The 17,200-nt window shown below is 47.3% G+C and carries 17 protein-coding genes; all 17 read right to left on the bottom strand.

Going from position 1 to position 17,200, the window contains the following annotated elements; all coding sequences use genetic code 11:
* Positions 1 to 4: 4 nt before the first annotated feature.
* On the bottom strand, positions 5 to 1,534 hold the full coding sequence (flhF, locus tag ST37_RS13255) for a flagellar biosynthesis protein FlhF (RefSeq protein ID WP_084887145.1): 1,530 nt from the start codon (positions 1,532 to 1,534) through the stop codon (positions 5 to 7).
* Positions 1,535 to 1,582: 48 nt separating this feature from the next.
* Positions 1,583 to 3,676, bottom strand: a complete 2,094-nt coding sequence (flhA, locus tag ST37_RS13250; RefSeq protein ID WP_084887143.1) for a flagellar biosynthesis protein FlhA — start codon at positions 3,674 to 3,676, stop codon at positions 1,583 to 1,585.
* 110 nt (positions 3,677 to 3,786) lie between these two features.
* On the bottom strand, positions 3,787 to 4,917 hold the full coding sequence (flhB, locus tag ST37_RS13245) for a flagellar biosynthesis protein FlhB (protein ID WP_084887141.1): 1,131 nt from the start codon (positions 4,915 to 4,917) through the stop codon (positions 3,787 to 3,789).
* Between the two features lie 12 nt (positions 4,918 to 4,929).
* Positions 4,930 to 5,712 (bottom strand): flagellar biosynthetic protein FliR, encoded by a 783-nt coding sequence (fliR, locus tag ST37_RS13240; RefSeq protein ID WP_084887139.1) that lies wholly within the window; start codon positions 5,710 to 5,712, stop codon positions 4,930 to 4,932.
* A gap of 8 nt (positions 5,713 to 5,720) precedes the next feature.
* The gene (fliQ, locus tag ST37_RS13235) at positions 5,721 to 5,990 is read right to left on the bottom strand and encodes a flagellar biosynthesis protein FliQ (protein ID WP_084887137.1); all 270 of its coding nucleotides are present in this window, start codon (positions 5,988 to 5,990) and stop codon (positions 5,721 to 5,723) included.
* Between the two features lie 12 nt (positions 5,991 to 6,002).
* Complete coding sequence (gene fliP / locus ST37_RS13230; RefSeq protein WP_242426302.1) at positions 6,003 to 6,878, bottom strand: flagellar type III secretion system pore protein FliP; 876 nt, start codon at positions 6,876 to 6,878, stop codon at positions 6,003 to 6,005.
* Positions 6,868 to 7,269 carry a flagellar biosynthetic protein FliO gene (gene fliO / locus ST37_RS13225; RefSeq protein WP_084887133.1) on the bottom strand — a complete coding sequence of 134 codons (402 nt, stop codon included), beginning with the start codon at positions 7,267 to 7,269 and terminating at the stop codon, positions 6,868 to 6,870. Before fliO ends, fliP begins: the two co-directional genes overlap by 11 nt.
* 1 nt (position 7,270) lies before the next feature.
* Positions 7,271 to 7,726 (bottom strand): flagellar motor switch protein FliN, encoded by a 456-nt coding sequence (fliN, locus tag ST37_RS13220; protein WP_084887131.1) that lies wholly within the window; start codon positions 7,724 to 7,726, stop codon positions 7,271 to 7,273.
* 39 nt (positions 7,727 to 7,765) lie between these two features.
* Positions 7,766 to 8,824: a flagellar motor switch protein FliM gene (fliM, locus tag ST37_RS13215; RefSeq protein WP_084887129.1), complete on the bottom strand. Its 1,059-nt coding sequence runs from the start codon at positions 8,822 to 8,824 to the stop codon at positions 7,766 to 7,768.
* A 7-nt stretch (positions 8,825 to 8,831) separates the two neighbouring features.
* Positions 8,832 to 9,338 carry a flagellar basal body-associated protein FliL gene (fliL, locus tag ST37_RS13210; RefSeq protein ID WP_084887127.1) on the bottom strand — a complete coding sequence of 169 codons (507 nt, stop codon included), beginning with the start codon at positions 9,336 to 9,338 and terminating at the stop codon, positions 8,832 to 8,834.
* 23 nt (positions 9,339 to 9,361) lie between these two features.
* Complete coding sequence (locus tag ST37_RS13205) at positions 9,362 to 11,302, bottom strand: flagellar hook-length control protein FliK (RefSeq protein WP_084887125.1); 1,941 nt, start codon at positions 11,300 to 11,302, stop codon at positions 9,362 to 9,364.
* A gap of 112 nt (positions 11,303 to 11,414) precedes the next feature.
* Positions 11,415 to 11,861 carry a flagellar export protein FliJ gene (gene fliJ, locus ST37_RS13200; RefSeq protein ID WP_084887123.1) on the bottom strand — a complete coding sequence of 149 codons (447 nt, stop codon included), beginning with the start codon at positions 11,859 to 11,861 and terminating at the stop codon, positions 11,415 to 11,417.
* The gene (gene fliI, locus ST37_RS13195; RefSeq protein WP_084887121.1) at positions 11,858 to 13,222 is read right to left on the bottom strand and encodes a flagellar protein export ATPase FliI; all 1,365 of its coding nucleotides are present in this window, start codon (positions 13,220 to 13,222) and stop codon (positions 11,858 to 11,860) included. Before fliI ends, fliJ begins: the two co-directional genes overlap by 4 nt.
* Complete coding sequence (gene fliH / locus ST37_RS13190) at positions 13,222 to 14,019, bottom strand: flagellar assembly protein FliH (protein WP_084887120.1); 798 nt, start codon at positions 14,017 to 14,019, stop codon at positions 13,222 to 13,224. The genes fliI and fliH overlap by 1 nt, the downstream gene beginning before the upstream one ends.
* A gap of 13 nt (positions 14,020 to 14,032) precedes the next feature.
* Positions 14,033 to 15,082: a flagellar motor switch protein FliG gene (gene fliG / locus ST37_RS13185; protein WP_084887118.1), complete on the bottom strand. Its 1,050-nt coding sequence runs from the start codon at positions 15,080 to 15,082 to the stop codon at positions 14,033 to 14,035.
* Positions 15,075 to 16,766 (bottom strand): flagellar basal-body MS-ring/collar protein FliF, encoded by a 1,692-nt coding sequence (fliF, locus tag ST37_RS13180; protein WP_172401016.1) that lies wholly within the window; start codon positions 16,764 to 16,766, stop codon positions 15,075 to 15,077. Before fliF ends, fliG begins: the two co-directional genes overlap by 8 nt.
* A gap of 96 nt (positions 16,767 to 16,862) precedes the next feature.
* The gene (gene fliE, locus ST37_RS13175; protein ID WP_084887114.1) at positions 16,863 to 17,174 is read right to left on the bottom strand and encodes a flagellar hook-basal body complex protein FliE; all 312 of its coding nucleotides are present in this window, start codon (positions 17,172 to 17,174) and stop codon (positions 16,863 to 16,865) included.
* Positions 17,175 to 17,200 lie beyond the last annotated feature (26 nt).

Genomic DNA, 17,200 nt, shown 5'->3' with positions numbered 1-17,200 from the left:
CCGCCTAGTACTCATCCATGTCACTGGTCCAGAAATGCGGTTCATCTTGCGTAGATTTCTCTAGCAATTCACTCGCTTTTGCTACCAGATAGCGCGCTTGTGCCAAGACTAAATCTTCCGGAACACGCTGGCCGTTAGCGACATATGATACTGGCAGTGCATTGTGTACAGCTACATTGATAAATTCACCGAGACTCAATGATTCATCTAGTTTAGTCAGGATACACCCTGACAATGGTATTCGACGAAAATGATCCAATGTCTCTTGCAGTACTTGCCGCTGTGCTGTTGCTGGAAGCACCAAATAACTATGAATAACTTCCCCACTTTCTTGCATTAGGGTATCGAGCTGCTCGGATAATCGAACATCACGCTGGCCCATACCTGCCGTATCAACCAATATCAGGCGACGATCTCTCAACTGATATAATATATCGGCAAGCTCTTCAGAATCTTTAGCGACTCTTACCGCACATCCCATGATTCGCCCATAAATGGAGAGTTGCTCGTGGGCACCTATACGGTATGTATCGGTTGTAACCAGTGCGACCTCATCAGGGCCGTACTCCATTGCTGCGCGTGCAGCCAGTTTAGCAACGGTCGTTGTTTTACCTACCCCAGTTGGACCAAGTAGCGCAACAACGCCGCCTTTCTTTATTAAATCTGTTTTATTGATCGTGATTTGATCGGCCAATAGGTCGAGCAATGCAACCCATGCTTTTTTGGGCTCTGTATCTTCAGGGATATAACACGCAAGTTGATCCGCTAAGTCAGGGGCTAAGCCCATGCGCTCTAAGCGCTTAATAAGCATTGCTCTAAGCGGTTCGCGTCGTTCAACTTCTTGCCACATCAGGCCGGAAACTTGATGTTCGAGTAAACGACGTATAGAGCTCATTTCTTCACGCATGCTTTCCAATTCTTGATTGGCCGCTGAGGGTGGCTGAGCTTGATTTTTATCGTAACGTGTCGGGTCGAGTCTAGGTTTCCTTGGGCGAACACTGCTGTCATCGGCGATGAGTCTTGATAGCCCTGATTCTTCTGCAAGAGACGATCGCACTGGAGCTTGTCTTGGTTGAGGCGCACGAGATGGCGCAGATTGGTCACGATAAGCCTGGTTAGCCGAATGTTTGGCTTTGGCTTGTCGCTGTAACAATTTAGTTAATGAGTCAGGCTCAGGTTCGTTATTCTGCGTTTCGCTATCTTGATAGCGTTGCAACATATTGGCGAACTGACGGCTGACTTCACCCGATGAGAGCTCGTCTTGAGAGCTAGGGCGATGTCCACCCAAACTCACTCTATCTTGTTTTAGATCTCGACCATACGTGCTGTTCGAAGACGCAATATTATATCGACTTTGCGGCGCGGCAGGAGCCGTCATTTGCTTTTCGACAACGTCATTGTCGACAGCCGCCACAATTTCAACGCCACCTGCAACTTTCTTGTTAGACATGATCACCGCATCCGCACCAAGCTCTTCTTTCACTTGTTGCAACGCAAGGCGCATGTCTTTGGCAAAATAGCGTTTAATTTTCACTGTCACAGTCCTAGTTAACGTTTTCTAATACTCGCCTACTGTTTGAGGCTAGTTACCGACCGCTTGTACGATTCGGATCTGTTTCTCATCAGGGATCTCTTGATAAGAAAGCACCCGCAAGTTTGGTATGGTATTTTTCACAAACTTAGCGAGTGTTGAGCGCAGTACGCCTGATGTGAGCAATACAGCTGGCTCACCTTTTAATTCTTGGTCTTGAGTTGCGCCGCTTAATGACGACTGCAATCTCTCTGCCAGACCTGGCTCAATTCCGGTGGATTCACCACCTGAGGCTTGCATAGTTTGATGCAATATTTGTTCCAGCTCTGGGATCAGCGTGATAACTGGAAGCTCAGGCTCAATACCATTGATTTCTTGGACGATTAAGCGTTTAAGGGAAATACGAACTGCCGCTGTAAGAACGTCGGGATCTTGACTCTTAGGCGCATATTCTGACAGTGTCTGTACTATCGAACGTATGTCGCGTACTGGAATGGCTTCATTAAGCAAGTTTTGCAGTACTTTCACAACAGTGCTCAAGCTCAATTGATCAGGGACGAACCCTTCTACTAACTTAGGCGCGCTCTGTCCAAGTAGATCAAGCAGGTTCTGAACTTCTTCATAGCCAATTAGTTGAGAGGCATTGTTGGTCAATAATTGACTCAAGTGTGTCGCCAATACAGTGGCTGAATCAACGACGGTATAACCCAGCGCTTGAGCGTGTTCTCTTTGCTCTTCCCCTATCCAAACAGCATCTAGGCCAAAAGCGGGATCCGTAGTCGGTTCGCCTTCTATCGCACCATAGACTTGCCCAGGGTTAATCGCTAGCTCTTGATCTGGGTGAATTTCTGACTCTCCAACTGCCACTCCCATCAAGGTTATGCGGTAGCTATTTGGAGTCAGTTCTAAGTTATCTCGAATATGTACCGACGGAACCAAAAAACCAAAATCTTGTGACAGTTTTTTCCGAACGCCTTTTACTCGCTCGAGCAGTTCACCACCTTGATCACGATCCACCATTGGGATCAGCCTGTAACCAACTTCTAAACCAATTACATCGACAGGTTGTACATCATCCCAAGACAGCTCTTTTTGTGCTGGAGAATTCTCTGGACTGACTTCTGGCACACTCGGTTTTTGCGCTTCACGTTTTTGTTTACGATCCATGAAGTACGCACCACCACCTGCGATTGACGCAAGTAATAGAAACGCAAAATGAGGCATGCCTGGTACAACGCCCATCACCGCGAGGATCAGCGCGGTTATCATCAGCGCTTTAGGGTTATCAAACAACTGGAATACCAGTTGTTGGCCCATGTCTTCATCGGTGTTTTGTCGCGTAACCATCATTGCCGCGCCGATAGAGAGTAGAAGTGACGGGATCTGTGCGACAAGACCATCACCGATGGTAAGCAGAGTATAAATCTCGATGGCTTCACCAAAGCCTAAGCCGTGCTGAACCATACCTATGGATAGTCCACCCAAGATATTGATAAGTAATATCAATATACCCGCAATAGCGTCACCTTTTACGAATTTAGAGGCACCATCCATCGAACCATAGAAATCGGCTTCTTTGGTAACTTCGAATCTACGAAGTCGTGCTTGATCTTGATCTATCAATCCTGCATTGAGATCGGCATCGATAGCCATTTGTTTACCGGGTAACGCATCCAAGGTAAAACGAGCGCTTACTTCAGAAATACGACCTGCACCTTTGGTAACAACCATGAAGTTTATGATCATCAAGATCAAAAACACCACCAAGCCCACGGCATAGTTACCACCGATAACCACGTTACCAAATGCTTCAATGACGTTACCTGCCGCCCCTGGCCCTTCGTGACCTTTTAAAAGCACCACACGGGTTGACGCGACGTTAAGTGCTAATCGCAGTAATGTCGCGATCAGTAGGACGGTTGGGAAAGCAGCAAAATCGAGAGGACGTCGAGTATAAATGGTGACTAACAGCACCACCATAGCTAGCGCTATGTTAAAAGTAAACGACAAATCCAATAGTAGAGCTGGTATCGGCAGCACGACCATTGCCAAGGTCGACAAAACAACGATAGGCGCGCCAATCGATGGCATTCCGCGTTGGGTAATTGGCGCAAGTTTATCTGCAAACGGCAGGGCTAACTTCATGTGGTTAAGTTTCTAGCGTATTCCATTATCTAATCACTAGACAGCAATAATTATGCCATACCGTAAAGTCAATTTATTGGCTCTAAAGTATTATGCGAAGATATCTGGAATTAATACCTTAGATCGTCAGGGATACTCATACTTTTAGGGTCCAATGATGGCCGTTGGCCCCCTTTACTACGGAACTGACGCAATTGAAATACGTAAGCTAACACTTGAGCCACAGCGGTGAATAGACCGTCAGGAATTTGTTGTTCTAGTTCAGCAGTATGATAAAGAGCTCGAGCCAGTGGGGGCGCCGGGACTATTGCAATATCGTGCTCGCGAGCAATTTCACGAATTTTCATTGCGGTATGGTCAACACCTTTAGCCACTACGATTGGCGCGGTGTCCTGACCTTGCTTGTAGCGCAGCGCCACAGAAAAGTGTTCGGGGTTGGTTACGATAACGTCTGCGCTTGGCACTTCCGACATCATTCTTCGTTGCGCCATTTCCCGTTGCAACATTCGGATCCGACCTTTCACCTCGGGCTTACCTTCAGTGTCTTTAAATTCGTCCTTAACCTCTTGTTTGGTCATTTTTAGCTGATTAGCGTGTTGCCAAATTTGAAAAGGAATATCTATCGCAACCACGACAAGCAATGAGCAGCTAATTAATAGAACAAAATTAAGCAGGATATCCAACGCATGAAAAATGTTTTGAGGATAGACATCGAGGCTTAGCTGAAAGAGATCTTGACGCGCTGTTGAGATAAGAAAAAACGCGACACCTGCCACGAGCGATACTTTTAAGATTGACTTAAGTAGCTCCACCCAACTTTGCATGCCAAACATCCGTTTAAAGCCGCTCATAGGATTAATTTTAGACATTTTAGGGGCTGCAGCTTGAGCTGAAAATCCTACACCACCTAATCCGGCAGCTCCAGCAAACGCGGCAGCAAAGAGCGTTAAAAGAATGATCAGTAGCGGTAGAATAAGCGCGACTAACGAGCCCAAAGCAATTTCAATAAGTTTGTTAAAGTCAAAAATCTCTTCACGACTCAAACTGAACAACCGAGTCATCGTTTGACCAACACCTTTTGCCAGTGGCTCACCCATCATCATTAGCGACAATGCACCGACCACCAGCACTGACACCGACGCTAGCTCTTTAGATCTTGCAACCTGCCCTTTTTCTCGAGCCTGTTGCAAGCGCCTGGGCGTTGCGTCTTCTGTTCTTTCTTGACCGTCTGACTCTGCCATACAAGCAACTCCCTAACAGCTGATATTGATCAGGCTACACAATTGTTGCTCACCTTGCGCCCAATAGAGCTCGTAGTGAGAAAATAGCCCAAGAAGAATGTACCAACACAGCAATAAACCTACCATCAGGGCAAATGAGAATCCGAGCGAGAATATATTGAGCTGCGGCGCGGCACGCGTCATGACACCAAAAGAAAGGTTAATGGTGAGCAGCGCAATAATCCCCGATAGCGCCATGCTCAGTGCGGTTTTAAACATGATACCCATCCACGAAGCCAGCTCTTGAAAATCCGCCGAGGACAAGCCTTCGCCGCCAATGGGGAGTGTAGTAAAGCTCATCACTACCATCTGGATCATTTGTAAATGTCCATCAGTGACCAAAAAAAACAGTGTCGCAACAAACAAAAACAGCTGCCCCAACAGTGGCGTGTTTTGACCGTTCGCCGGATCCACCATTGACGCAAAACCTAAACTTGATTGCATACCTAGAATTTGACCTAGTAAAACAAAAGTTTGGGTAATAAATACCGTCACATAACCCATCGCGACGCCAATCACTATTTGCTCTGCGGTGGTGATAAACCCTTGCACGGATAAAAGTGCGAGGTCACTGGGAGGCACTGGGATCATTGGCATTACACCAAAGGTGACCGCCAAACCCAAGTAGAGCCTAATTCGCCTAGACACATAGTTTGCACCAGTCACCGTCATCACCATAAACATGGTGGAAATACGCGTGTACGGCCAGAAATAACTGGCCATCCATTCGAGTATGATTGTGCTGGTGAATTCCATCAGGTCACCTAATAGATGATGGTGGGCATGCGGGCGATCATTTCAAAAAAGAAATCCATCAACATCTGCACCATCCAGTGCCCCGCAAACATTAGCGCCAGTAGCGTCACAATTAAACGGGGTAAAAAGCTCAAGGTTTGTTCGTTGATGGAAGTCGCCGCTTGGAAAACGGCAACCAGCAGACCGATCATTAGGCTCGGAATAATGATGGCACATACCAAGATAAGAACCATCCACAGAGCATCGCGAAAAAGGTCGACAAAGACTTCAGGTGTCATCAATTACCCTCGCTAAAGCGCAAAACTGCTGGCTAAGGTAGCTAAGATAAGGTTCCACCCATCCACCAAAACAAACAGCATTAACTTAAACGGCAATGAAACGATCATTGGCGATAGCATCATCATACCCATCGCCATCAAGATGGAAGCAACCACCAGGTCGATAATCAAAAACGGTAAAAACAGCATAAAACCAATTTGAAAGGCGGTTTTTAGCTCAGAAGTAATAAACGCTGGGATCAGCACACTCATTGACACGTCTTCTGGGGTGTCCACTTGAGAGCCAGACATACCCACAAAGGTCTCAAGATCTTTAACTCTAGTCTGTTTTAGCATGAACGCCTTCATGGGCTCTTGCGCCAAATCGAAGGCCTCACGAGCCGTCACTTGTTCATTGAGATACGGTTGCAAGGCATCTTGATTCACTTTGTCAAAGACCGGTGACATGATAAAAAACGTCATAAAGATCGACAAACCAATAATGACTTGATTAGACGGTGTCTGTTGCAAGCCCATGGCTTGACGCAAAATCGACATCACCACGACAATGCGCGTAAAAGAGGTCATCAATATCACCATGGCAGGCAAGAAGCCCAGCATGGTCATAAGACCTAGTATTTGAATATTAACTGAGTAATCTTCACTACCATCTGGATTGGTAACCATGGTAAATGCTGGCACGCCCGCGCCACTTCGAGTGTCAGTAATTGAAAGCGTCGAACCGCCCTGCTCACGCTCTATTTCTGAAACCGTCACACTGCTTGCTGGAGCGGTATTATTCGGGATCTCTTCTTGCGCGTGCAATTGCGTGGCAAACAACAGCGTTGCCAAAAGCATACAGGCAAGAACCCAGTACTGCGTCGACAGTCTGGTAAGATTATTTCGCATGACCATTTTTCTTTAGTAGCTGATTGAGTTGAGCCCCAAAAGGCACTTGTTGTGGAGACTCATCGTCCAACGGCGTATCGAGCTTGGCGATCAATTGGATTGAGTGCGCTGTGGCACCCACCAAAAATTGCTCATCACCCGCTTGAACTACCATCATTCGCTCTTTGGTACCCAAAGTAATTTGACGTTTAATGGAAAAGTCTTTTTGTCCCGACATGCTCGGTAAACGCATTTTCTTCAGCATCCAAGCCATGCCAAGTATCAATGCAATGACCAGCAGCAGCGAGCCAAGCGTGGTAGCAAGATCGAGGTTGGGCGCCGATGCAGCGAGAGCTGAAGAACTGGCCGCTGATAGAATTAGCGTTAGCCAAACACGCGGGAAAATACTCATGTTACCGTAACTTCTTAATACGTTCAGTTTGGCTAATAACGTCCGTCAAACGGATACCAAACTTATCATTGACCACCACGACTTCACCGTGGGCTATCAAGGTACCATTAACCATGACATCCAATGATTCACCGGCAATACGGTCTAACTCTACAACCGAACCTTGGTTAAGCTGTAACAAGTTACGGATACTGATTTGAGAGCGCCCAACTTCCATCGAAATGGTCACTGGAATGTCCATAATGGTATCCAGTTTACGACGCTCATCGTCTGAGATCGGTGTCGAGCTGTCTGTCAGCTCGTCAAGCGGTGCTTGTTGCGCTTGTGATTGAGAAGCCATTAACGCATCGGCTTCTGCCTCTGCGGCAGCTTCTTCCGCGGCGGCAATTGCCAGCGGGTCTTCGCCAAGGGCTGCGGCCCATTCGTCAGCCAATTTTTGATCTTCAGATGTAGACATAATTTTCCTCGTAAAATCCTTACTCCAAAACTGCGGTTACTACGCCAGTTCCGGATCCTCTTCTTCGCCTTCAATTTCCGACATAATATCCTTGCTTAGAAACGCAAGATCGGTCTTAACCACGTCCGGTCGACGAATTTTTTCTGAAACTTGTACTGCGATGCTCTCGCCAGATTTACCCATTTTGACGCGAAATGTTGGTAGTTCTTCTACAAACATCACACCGTGCTCTGGCATATCCACCGGAATTATGTCGCCGGTTTGCAGCTCCATTAAATCGCGTAATGAAATGTCTTTTTCCAACAGGTCGACTCTAAAGTTGACTGGTACATCCATGATCTCTTCTCGAAGTGCCGTGCTCCAACGAACGTCGGTTTCCATTTTGTCGGATTGAACACCTGCATCGAGAAGTTCTCGAATCGGCTCCACCATCGAGTACGGCATGACAATGTGAAAATCACCGCCACCACCATCGACTTCAATATGAAAGGAACTGACAACGATCACTTCGGTCGGACTTACTATGTTAGCCATACTTGGGTTTACTTCGGAGTCAATGTAATCAAACTCCACGCCCATGACTGGGGACCAGGCTTCTTTGTAATCTTCGAATACAATCTTAAGCAGCAACTGAATAATACGTCGCTCTGTTGGGGTAAACTCACGACCTTCAATCTTGGCGTGGAAACGACCGTCTCCACCAAAAAAGTTTTCCACCAAGATAAACACTAAACGAGCTTCCATGGTGATCAACGCTGTCCCTTTTAAGGGTCTAAATCGAACCATGCTGAGGCTGGTCGGGACATACAGTGTATTTTGGTATTCACCAAATTTCATCATCTGTACACCGTTAATCGACACTTCAGCCGTTTTGCGTAACATGTTAAACAGGCTGATCCGCAAATGACGCGCAAATCGCTCATTGATCAGTTCAAGGGTCGGCATCCGCCCACGAACAATACGGTCCTGTGACGAAAAGTCGAAATTTACTGCCTGGCCGGATTCCTCGACCAAAGGCAGTTCATCTTCGTTCTCATCGGCGTCATCAACTCCATGCAGGAGCGCGTCGATTTCGTCTTGAGTGAGTAAGTCAGTCACTTGGCACCTATTGAATTACAAAATCGGTAAACAATACGCGTTCAATCACTGGTTTGCCCACCAGTTCTGTCAGCGTTAGTTTAATGTCATTGGTTGCTTGATCACGTAGGTCAACTCGACCGGATGGCGAACGAAGCTGCTCTTGTGACGCGCTACCAAAGGAGGACAGCAGCGTACTTTCGATTAATGGCGAATGGTGTCTAGCCAGTCCTTCATTGTCAGTGCCACGCACCATCAACTGTACTTTAATTTGCACTAACCGATCGCGGTCATTGCCAGGAACAGTAAACAGAAACGGCTGAGGTATGTTGACATACAACGCTGGTGCTTCAACTTGTGGAGCAGACACCGATTGAGATTGCGCAGAGGAAGCTGCTGAGCTGTCATCACCTGATGACAAAAAGAAAAATGCGCCCCCACCTATGCCCGCGATCAGCACAACCGCGGCTACAATGATGATAATAAGTTTGTTGCCTTTTTTATTGCCGCTATCAGCTGGATTGTCGTCTGCCATGAGTCTGCTTTGTTCCTATTTATTTATGCAAAAAAGCTTATGCCCTGCTCGGGGCTAGCTGTACTAACTTGAATAGCTGGATCATCCTCTGCTATTCCATCAAAATCATGGTTGCCGCCACGGGAAAGTTGACCATCACTGCCTTGTTGCGCTTGACCGCCACGACTCGATTGTTGCTGAACCGAGGTATCAGCAAGCGCTACACCGCTTTGTGCCAACATCTCACGCAGTCGCGGTATAGTTTGTTCAATTAATTCACGCGCTGCAGGGTTGTTAACCGTGATTTGAACATTCGCGACTTCGCCGTTCATGTTCATTCGTATTTGCATGCGCCCCAACTCTGGTGGATCGAGTCTAATGTCAATATTTTTCAGGTTTTTTGACATCATCATTTGCACGCGTTCAGCCATTTGATCGGCGGCCAAATCACTTTTAACCTGCACTGGCGTTTGTGCTTGTTGCGCTTGTTCTAATCGCTGTAATCCCGACAATGATTGTTGGTTTTGCAGGGACGTGACTGAATCAAATGGTGTGGCGGCTTCAGGTTGATTAGGATCCATTTTCTGAGTGCGCGCCATGTGTAAACCAGCGGCTGTTAGCGCTGTGTGTTGTTTACCCGAAAGCTCAGGAGAGGCTGGGCTGACAGCCCCTGTAGCAATCGCATTAGCAGGTGCTTCCACTCCCATTTGTACTACGCTATTTGGGCTCCATGGTGGCGACGTTGCCGCGTTTTGCCCTGCCACAGTGGCGCCTGCCGCTGTAGCTGAACCTTGATTCGCCGCAGAGCTTGTCGTTGCCGAGGTAGCGGTTACTGTTGAAGCGCCAACACCGGTTGTGACGGCATTAGGTGTATCTTGCTGCTCCAGTTTGTCCCACACGATTTGATCATCACTGTTAGTGGGCCCATACACTTGAGTCATTGATGACTCACCGTCTTGCGCCTTCAAACTTGCTGCTTCACCTTGAGTGGCTGTATTCAATTGAGGCTCAATACCCTCTGAACTCACCGGTTGAGACCTGTTGCTACCTGCCGTGTTGAGGTTAGATGATTCACCGCTCGATGACTCAAGGTTAGATGATTTTAGATTAGATTGTTGCGACATTGGCTCAGCAGTGCTTGCCGACTCCTCATCGGTCTGTTTTACCGATGTTACAGTTTCGCTGGAGAATCGGCCTTGATTAGAGCCTGTTTCACCTTCTTTTAAGGCTGAAATCCCTTCCCCGCGGTCTTTAACAGCAACGCTCTCATCAGACTTCGTCAAATTTTGCGCCGTCGTCAACTTTCCGTCACTCTCCACTGTTGTAGAAGAAAGCTCTGTAGACAGTTCCTGTTTGCCATTGCGACTTGCCAATTGCCCTTTAGAAGAGTGAGTTTGAACTGAATCTGCGGCGTAGGTAGACGACTTAGCCGCGTCTTCTAGTTGTTCAGATTTTAACGCTGCATTGGATTCATCGAGTCGTTTTAGTAAATCTGATGCTTGTTGCATGTTTTCATCGACAGCACTGTCGTCTTTACCCGTTGCAGTTGACTCGGTCTTGCTCGATGGGTTTGCCGTTTGCTTTGAGGCATCGATCTTATCGCCTTTCGATGCGTCGTCGCTGGAAAAGAATGAGCCTAGAAACGACTCAGAAGACTCATCCCCAGGCGTAACAAGTGACTTCGAATCAATGCCTTGAGTGTCTTTTGAGGTCACCTTTTGGTCAGTTTTGGGGGCTGACGTGGAGCCTGCTTTCTCAGCGGCTTTAGCCTCTTCAGAGGATTGCGGCTTTGACACTTTTGTCGACTTATCTGACTTTGAATCGCTGTCTGACTGGCTGGCTTTTGTCAAAGATTGCTCAAAGTTATCTGCTTTATCTGCTTTATCTGCAGACGCACTTGGCGCAGGAGATTTTGCTGACATCTCTGATTTTGGCAATGTGGCCTTAGTGGTAATGGCTTGCGCTGCCGCAGTTTGCATTGTCATGACACCTTTCCCTAAGCGTATTTTTTGGCGTTTTTGCTTATAGTTAGATATATGCAAAAAACAGACCACGAGAGCAGTTTTATTGAGGGAATGCGGGGGAATAACGAGAGAGTTACGGCTTTCGACTTAGTTTTCTGGCATAGCTAAGGGTCGAGAATTCATCCATCAATTTCTGTTCTGCTTTATCGGCGGCCAGTTTTGTTTGTGTCGCTTTTTTCTCTAGCATCCATTCATAAGAGCGTCGCTGCTTGCGCATTTCTATCCACACTTGTTCAGACTGGGTAACTTGCTGCGTAAAGTGAGATTCCGCTTCTTTCTGCTTCGACAAGGTGTTATCTAACTGCGTTAAGAATCGGTTTAAGTGACTGTATTCACTTGCTGATAATCCATTTTTACCGCGGTCAATAAGCTGATTACAGTAATCTATTCGGTATTGCTCAATCTGACTCAACTGTTGATAGTATTCGTCAAGATCGGCGCGAGCTTTAGTCAAACCCAGTACAGCTTGCTCTTCTTTCTCTTTGGCTTGATCCAACAAAAACTCTATGGCCTGACTCATCTGTTATGACCTTGCTGATTCTGATTCGCTGAATTATTCATTGCGGTTTGCAGCATACTCGACAGCATATTGACGCACATGTCATAAGGTATCGAATCTTTCATACCTTGTTGTAGATACTGATCGATAGTCGGCTTTAAAGTAAATGCGGTATCGATGGCAGGATCTGTCCCCGGTTTATACGCGCCAATAGACACCAGATCTTGGTTTTTACGACACGTCGCCAGCACTTGCCTTACCGCTTTAGACATCGTGAGGTGATCATCGGTGGTAATTTGTGGCATAACACGACTGACTGAACGCTCAACATCGATGGCAGGATAATGACCGGCATCGGCCATTTCTCGTGACAACACAATATGGCCATCCAAAATCGCACGGGAGGCATCGGCAATAGGATCTTGTAGGTCATCCCCTTCAGTCAACACCGTAAAGAACGCGGTAATCGAGCCTTGAGTGTCATCACCGTTACCTGCCCTTTCGACCAATGCAGGTAATTTGGCAAACACAGAAGGTGGATAACCTTTGGTCGCAGGAGGCTCGCCAACAGACAACGCTATTTCACGTTGTGCCTGTGCAAAACGGGTCAAGGAATCCATGAGCAGCAACACATCAAGACCTTGATCTCGGAAGTATTCAGCAATGGTCAGTGCGGTTTGACACCCTTTTAAGCGCATGAGTGCCGATGCATCCGCTGGGGCCGCAACGACCACCGCACGCTTGCGACCTTCAACACCAAGAATTTCTTCTATAAACTCTTTTACTTCACGGCCACGCTCACCAATAAGCCCTACCACAACCACTTGCGCTGTTGTGCCACGAGTCATCATGCCAAGTGTCACCGATTTACCTACACCAGAGCCGGCAAATAGACCTATACGCTGCCCTTTGCCCACGGTGAGTAACCCATTGATCGCTTTAATGCCCACATCGAGGGGTTCGCTAATAGGTTTTCGTTGTAATGGATTAATCGGTATCGCATCGAGACTGGCTCGCTGCTGTGTATACAATTCGCCAAGGCCATCAAGTGGATTACCCACTCCATCTATTACTCGACCTAGCAGTTCCATCCCAACAGGTAAACCCGCATCGCGTACTACTGGCGTCACTCGCGCTCCTGGCAAGACACCAGCAATGGATTCACTAGGCATAAGCAGCAAACGATCGCCTTCAAAGCCAACCACTTCAGCTTCCATTTCTCCGCTGAGCGTTTCGACCATACATAAGCTACCAATCGGTGCTTTACAACCTGTTGCTTCTAAGGTGAGCCCTACCACTCGCACCAGTTTTCCTGACGCGATTGCGCGACTGGTGAGGTTGTCGGTTTGATAGTGAGCAAGACGCTGCGATAAATCGAGCATTACACTTGCCTTTGATGGCGATTGGCAGAGCAAAATCGTTGCAAGGTCGCTTTAATGCGGTCTTCCAACATAAAGTCCACGCGAGAATCGCCTGCATCTATTTGCAGATCGCCGCGGTTAAGGGCCGGTTCAGCAATGAGTGTCCAACGTCGCTCAGTCAATGACTCTTTGCCATAGGCTTGCTCGATAAGGTCGATATCTTCGGGGTGAAGTTTAAAGTTTATGTCAATAAAGGTCATCGGTAGTGACTCTACCGACTCTTTAACAGTATCGAGAATCACCTGAGGGTTAATGCTCACTTCAACATGCGTCACTTCTTTGGTGAGATGCAATACCATATCCACCAACTGTTTCTCGACTTGCGAGTTCATCAGTTCTAGCGGTTGAGTAAGTTGGTCTGCAAGCGCCACAAACTGGCCAGCTTGCTCGGCAACTTGCTCTTTCGCGGCTTCTAAACCTTGCTCAAGTCCCTGGGCATGGCCCTCTTTTTGACCTTCAGCAATACCTTGCTCTTTGCCTTTTTCGTAGCCTTGGTTAAAGCCGGCTTCTTTACCCGACATTAAGCCTTCTTGATAGGCGTCTTGGCGTATTTGTTCGACTTCTTCTAAGGTTAATGGCTTTGGCGCTTCTTCGCTGGTCTCTTCGAGATCGGGCATCCAACCTGGATCATAGTTGAGGGCCGTTTCGCGCACATCGCCACGAGCTTGCGAGGTGTAGTCCGGCAATCCCCAATCTTGTGGCTGCAGATTCGCCTCGTCATCGGGGCGCAAAAATCCACGTTTTCTAGGTTGGTTCATGTGTACACCTTAATTATAAGAACTCATCTGCGCCGCCGGACAGCATAATCTCGCCTGAATCAGCAAGGCGTCTAGCAACAGTGAGTACTTCTTTTTGAGCAGATTCTACGTCTGCCACGCGAACTGGAGGCATCGCCTCGATGTCGTCACGCATCAATTCTGCGGCGCGCTTGGACATGTTCTTAAAGACTTTCTCACGCAGGTCTTCATCGGCACCTTTAAGCGCACGCTGCAATACATCTTGAGGGACATCACGCAGCAATTTCTGAATACCTTGATCGTCCACTTCGATGAGGTTTTCGAACACAAACATCAAATCTTGGATCATGGTGGCCATATCTTCGTCTTGATCGCGAATTTGGTCCATCAAAATACCTTCGACGCTGTTGTCGAGGTAGTTCATGATTTCTGCCGCGGCTTTCAGGCCACCAATCTTCGCAGCTTGCGTGCCGGCTTGACCTGCAAATTGTTTTTCCATGATTTCGTTTAGCTCTGCCAATGCTGAAGGTTGAACTTCTTCTAGATTGGCAATACGCATCATCAAATCTAGGCGCACACGTTCTGGGAACTGAGCAATAATCTCTGCGGATTGATCAGACTCTAAGTAGGAAAGTACCAAGGTTTGAATCTGTGGGTGCTCATTTACAATGATTGCTGCAACTTGACGTGGATCCATCCATTTCAATGAATCCAACCCTTTCGAACCAGTGCCCAGTAAGATTTGTTCCACCAAGTTATTGGCTTTGTCTTCACCCAGCGCCGCGACCAACGTTTTGCGCATGAAATCTTCACTTCCCATGCCTATGTTGGTGTATTTCTGAATATCTTCTAAGAATGCGCGGTGAACAGCCGTAACCTTATCATTATTGAGGTCGGCAACCTTGGCCATCGCACCACCAACTCTTTGAACCTGCTTAGGCTCTAAGTGTCGAATAATGCCAGCGGCGTCATCTTCGTTGAGGCTCAGTAATAGAATGGCTGCGCGCTCTTCACCCGTCAGCTCAGTGACATCAAAATCTATTTTTGCTACTTCGCCATTAATTGGCACTAACTCATCAGCCATCGGTTACCCAACTCTTCACTACTTGTGCTGCCAACTCTGGCTCATTCGCTACCAAGGCTCGTACAGCTTTTAATACATCTTCATCTTTGTGCAGGTTCGGCAGTTCAATGCCGTTGCCAAACTCAAACGCGTCGGCGCCGTCTAAATCAGTACCAATCAATGTGGTCTCGTCGGTGCTTAGTGGCAGGCCATCTTCACCCAATATAGAATCTTCTTCCGCCGCTGGGTTAAGCAAGCGGTTCATCGCAGGACGGATTAGCGCAAATACCACCACGATAATCACCAGTGCACTAGCAAACCAACGAACCCAGTCGTTAAATCTTGGATGATCCCAAATGGCGACATCAGCCAACTCGGCAACTTGAGGCTCTGCAAACTTCACGCTCAATACATTAATAAGATCGCCACGAGCCTCACTAAAGCCCACAGTACCAATCAGTACTTGGCGAATAGCGTTCAGTTCACTGTCTGAAATCGGCTCATAGGTCACATCCCCTGTATCAGGGTTGGTCACAGGACGCTGCTTAACAGCAACCGAAACCGTTTGCCGATCAACGACGCCAGTTTGACGACGTTCGTGAGATATCGTGGTATCAAGCTCAAAGTTGCGAGTCGCTTCTTTATGCACTGAGCCTTGTCCAAGCAAGCTACCGTCTTTCATTTGCGCAACATCTTGTGGGATAGATGCGTCTGCTGGTGGCTGATTGCTAAGGGCACCTGGTACGCCTGCAACCACATTGCCATTATTGTAATCTTCGAGAGTGTATTCACTGCGGGTGGCTGGTGTGTTTGGATCGTATTGCTTACGGGTTTGCTCAACAGCGCTAAAGTCCAACTCGACCGCAACCTGAGCGGTATAGTTCCCTAGTCCAAGAATAGGAATAAGTACCGAGTCAATTTTTTCTCTTAAGTCTTGTTCGCGTTTAAGCTCGAGTTCTTGTTCTTTACGACGTGCGGTTGCTGCTGCATTTTGCGAACCCGAATTTAATAGACGACCCATTTGGTCTGTGACGGTAATTCGGTTGGGAGTCATCCCCGGGACCGCGCTAGACACCATATCAACCACCGAGTCGACTTCAGTTTGTTTAAGGGTGTTACCGGTAGCCAAGGTTAAAAATACCGAGGCAGACGCTTCTTGATTATGGCGAACAAACACACTTTGCTGAGGCAGTGCCAGTAGCACGCGCGCCTTGCGCACTTGACGCATCTGTTCGATAGCTTTGGCTAATTGGCGTTCCCGACTGAGCTTTAAGCGTTCTGTTTCTAGGCGCTGTGACACCCCAAAGCCCATGTCTTGCAATAAAATATCATCGCCTTCCCGACGAGCGCTATTCATACCAGCACGAACTAGCTCAAGTTTTAATGAGTCGTAATTATCGACTGGGACATGTACGACGTTTCCATCAAGGGTATAGGTATGTTTTTGCTGATCAAGGTAGTCGAGGACTGGAATCAGTTCTTCGGTTTCGTAACTACCTAATGGGCGCATTTCTGGCTCTTTAACCCAGAAGAAAACCATAACGATCAATGCAACACAAATGGAAATAGATAGCACCAACACGACCTGACGAAGCAGATCTAAGTCACCCAGCATATCTAGCTTACTGCTGACTTTTTCTCCAGAATCCAAGTCTTGTGAAAGCGATGTAGATGAATCGGACAGAGCAAGTTCGCTGCTATCCATTGTTGCCCCATCGGCCACTGCTATTTCGGTTGAGGGGTTTTGCACTGCCAAGTTGACGTCCCTTTAATCTTATAATAATGCTCAAAACTGTCGGTTTTACACCGGCATGTTCATTAGTTCTTTGTATGCGTCAACAAGCTTATTACGAACTTGGACTGTTGCCTCAAAAGCGACGCTAGACTTGTTTCTAGCAATCATAACGTCGGAAAGTGACACATTAGGATCGCCCAAATCAAAGCGAGTTTGAAGGTCGCTAGAGCTCTTTTGCAACTGATTGACATTATTCATGGCGTTATTGAGCAACTCTCCAAACTCCGAGCCTACTTGAGCACCAGTAGCGGGTACATTAGAGTTAGTTGCTTCCATTTTCATGGTTTGCATCTCGGTCATCACTGGATCGATTTTCATAGTCCCTCATTGGTCAATAGTTTGAC

Source organism: Vibrio sp. qd031 (assembly GCF_002100145.1).
GTDB lineage: Bacteria > Pseudomonadota > Gammaproteobacteria > Enterobacterales > Vibrionaceae > Vibrio.
The sequence above is the reverse complement of the archived record's forward strand: the minus strand, read 5'-3'. Positions and strand labels throughout refer to the sequence as shown.